Origin of the sequence: Kocuria marina (assembly GCA_014652975.1) — a bacterium.
Taxonomy (GTDB): Bacteria; Actinomycetota; Actinomycetes; order Actinomycetales; family Micrococcaceae; genus Kocuria; species Kocuria marina.
On record BMZV01000013.1, the window covers coordinates 1 to 2777 of the forward strand.

General features: G+C 58.3%; 3 protein-coding genes and 1 pseudogene. 2 read left to right on the top strand and 2 right to left on the bottom strand.

The window, feature by feature from the left end; all coding sequences use genetic code 11:
• Positions 1–90: 90 nt before the first annotated feature.
• Both IE157_RS13150 and IE157_RS13155 read right to left on the bottom strand, forming a co-directional pair.
• Positions 91–516: a GNAT family N-acetyltransferase gene (locus tag IE157_RS13150; protein WP_404820649.1), complete on the bottom strand. Its 426-nt coding sequence runs from the start codon at positions 514–516 to the stop codon at positions 91–93.
• A gap of 49 nt (positions 517–565) precedes the next feature.
• Positions 566–667, bottom strand: a pseudogene (locus tag IE157_RS13155) (IS481 family transposase); the annotation flags it as partial.
• A gap of 84 nt (positions 668–751) precedes the next feature.
• Between IE157_RS13155 and IE157_RS12680 the strand changes: the two are divergent.
• Positions 752–1645, top strand: a complete 894-nt coding sequence (locus IE157_RS12680) for an HAD family hydrolase (protein WP_193520150.1) — start codon at positions 752–754, stop codon at positions 1643–1645.
• Positions 1642–2289, top strand: a complete 648-nt coding sequence (locus IE157_RS12685) for a hypothetical protein (protein ID WP_193520151.1) — start codon at positions 1642–1644, stop codon at positions 2287–2289. The genes IE157_RS12680 and IE157_RS12685 overlap by 4 nt, the downstream gene beginning before the upstream one ends.
• The last annotated feature ends 488 nt before the right edge of the window (positions 2290–2777 follow it).

Consider the following 2777-nt stretch of genomic DNA (forward strand, 5'->3'; position numbering starts at 1 on the left):
GCATTTGCCCACGCGAGATACTGGAAATTTATCGGCGCACTTCACACGTCAACCCCGACTACTCGGAGATGGGGTAGCAAAAACGACCGTTTACGCACACGCGAGAGGTAGCTGCGCCGACAGTCGCAAGTCGTCCACCCCCAGGCGACCTTCGAACGCGTTGGCGAACCGAGCCGTCTCGGTGAACCCAAGTGCCGGATATAGTGCAACAGCTCCCACATTGGATGAGAGCACCTTGAGCCACACGCTGTCACCATCCCGAGCCTCGGCTGAGGCCAACGCAGCCTCTATCAGCATCCGTGCTAGGCCCTGACGACGAGCGATAGGTGCCACCCCGAGCCCACCCACGTACCACTGGCCAAACTCACTGGGTGCTAGCCGAGTCATCCAGGTCGAAGGCTGGCATGACAACACTCTTTCAGATTGATCCCGCGATTCCGGATTCCTCAGTCCAGAACAACATTGGCTCCGCTGGACACCAGCAGGACTGTCTGCCGATCGGCGGTGGCGCCACATGGTCCGAGCGCTCAAGTGTGCAACGAGGAACGTCCCATGTATTCCCGGCGCTGTACTGACCGGGGACGTTAGTCAATCGTGAGACCGGAGGCTGGTCGCCAAAGGCCGTGTGCGGGCGGTGCCGGTTGTACTGGCACAGCCATGCCTCGAGTGCCTCCACCACTCCATCAACGTCTCCGGTCAGTGCCGCTAGCGAACCCGCACCACTGTCAGAGCTGACGCCTATGGTGAGCCCATGACAGAACGTCTACGAAAGCTACTGATCACCGACCTTGACAACACCCTCTGGGACTGGTTCGAAGCCTGGCACCAGTCATTCTCCGCCCTCCTCGATGGGCTCGTCAGTATTAGCGGTCTGGACCGGGCATTTCTAGAAGACCAAATTAAGACGGTTCACCGAAAGCGCGGCACTACAGAGTACTCAAACTTGGTTCGAGAGGTGCCGGCCCTTGTCGAGTTTTCGGGCTCGAGGGATCCGATGGATGTCTTTGACAGTGCCTTGCATGCGCAAAACTCTCGACGCTTGTCCGCCACGCGCCTCTACCCCGGGGTGTTCGAGGGGCTTAATGCTCTGAGAGAGGCCGGGGTTTACGTTGTCGCTTATACCGAGTCGGGAGCCTTTTGGACCGAGTGGCGGATGCGACACACGGGCCTCGACGGGATCATCGATGTCCTCTATTCCTCGCCAGATCACGACCTCGCCGCAGGGGTGAAACTGTCGGAGCTGCGCAGCGGTTATTATGATGAAAAAGATTACGGTTTGCGCCGCACCAAACACCGGCACGCGCCACCTGGAGCAGTTAAGCCCAACCTTGCGATCCTAAACACCATACTTGAGAGCCAGGACTGCGAGTCATCTGATGCCGTCTACCTCGGAGACAGCCTCATGAAGGACATCACTATGGCCCAGGCCGCACATGTCCTGGACGTGCATGCCGCCTATGGTTTGGTTCAGCATCGTCAAGAATACGACCTTTTGAAGCGAGTTACGCATTGGACAGAGGACGACGTGGCTCGTGAGAAGGCGTTATCCGCCCCAGTCAGTGAGGTAGAGCCCTCCATCGTCTGCCGCGATGGATTCATGGAGATATTGCCCATATTCGGCCTCGCCTCGGAGAGTGCACGATGACCGGGAACCCAGAAACCCCGGAAGTCGTCAACAGTGTAGAAACGCCTGCAGAAGAATTGACCAGGAATGAGCAAGTATCTCACTACATCGACCTCTATAAACAGAGCGTTTCTGTGCAAATGCATTTCAATGATATCGAATGGCGCATACGTGGCCTTGCTCTGACCGCAGCCACCTTCTCTCTCGGCGCCGCCGGGGTCGCCGCCAAGGATGGAACGCAGGTGGGGTGCGTCTCCCTCGGAACTGTGGTTCTCGCCATCGGATTGCTGCTGTGGTACGCATTCTACTTCGTTGACCAAGCCTGGTATCACCCACTCCTGAAGGCTGCGGTGGAAAATGGTACGGCAATCGAAAAAGAAATTTCCGAATCATTACCCCAGGCCAATATGACGGCCACGATAACCGAAAACAGTGGTTACCAGACAAAGAGAGTCGTTAGGTTTCTTAGCAGAAAAGAGTCAATGCGCTCTGCGGACAAATTGGTCTGGTTCTACAAGATCGGAGCGACGGCATTGGCATTAGCCGCCATTGCCCTCCAGATCGGCGCGATGTTAGGGACCTCGCCAGCGAAGGGAAACCCGGCGCCAGTGCCGACACCAAGCGCCTCGGCGACCTCGGACGCCCCGATAGACATGCAGAAGTGACGATCCAAACGTGCGCCCTTCATGCCACCCGAAACGCGACGGCTGCGGTTCTCATCGGCTCCACACTCCGGCCCCGCTCCCGGCTGGCGGTGGACGCCTCGAGTGTGCGAGTAGGAATATCCCTAGATGCGCGGTGGTGAAAAGTGTGCATCTGAGAGGGTTTCCAATTGCGTGGGCTGGGGTACACCCTATTTGCACGATCACGGGCTGATCGGACGCGCATGCAAATAGGGTCGGTAACCGTCGTTGACGGTGTAGCTCAAACGAAGGGTTCTGCACCACCGAGGCGAGCCGGTGGCTCAACCCACCGTTTCTGCACTGCTCGGAGCCATACCTTCAGCAGCTTCACTTCAGGCCACGAGGGTGAGTGGCCCCGGGGGTGACGGGAGGGGGACTGCTGTACGGATAGGTGACACCGAACCTGGCTGGCCGACGCGGGTCGGCCTGGAAGGATGATCACCGTGCCCAAGCCCTACCCTCAACAGTTC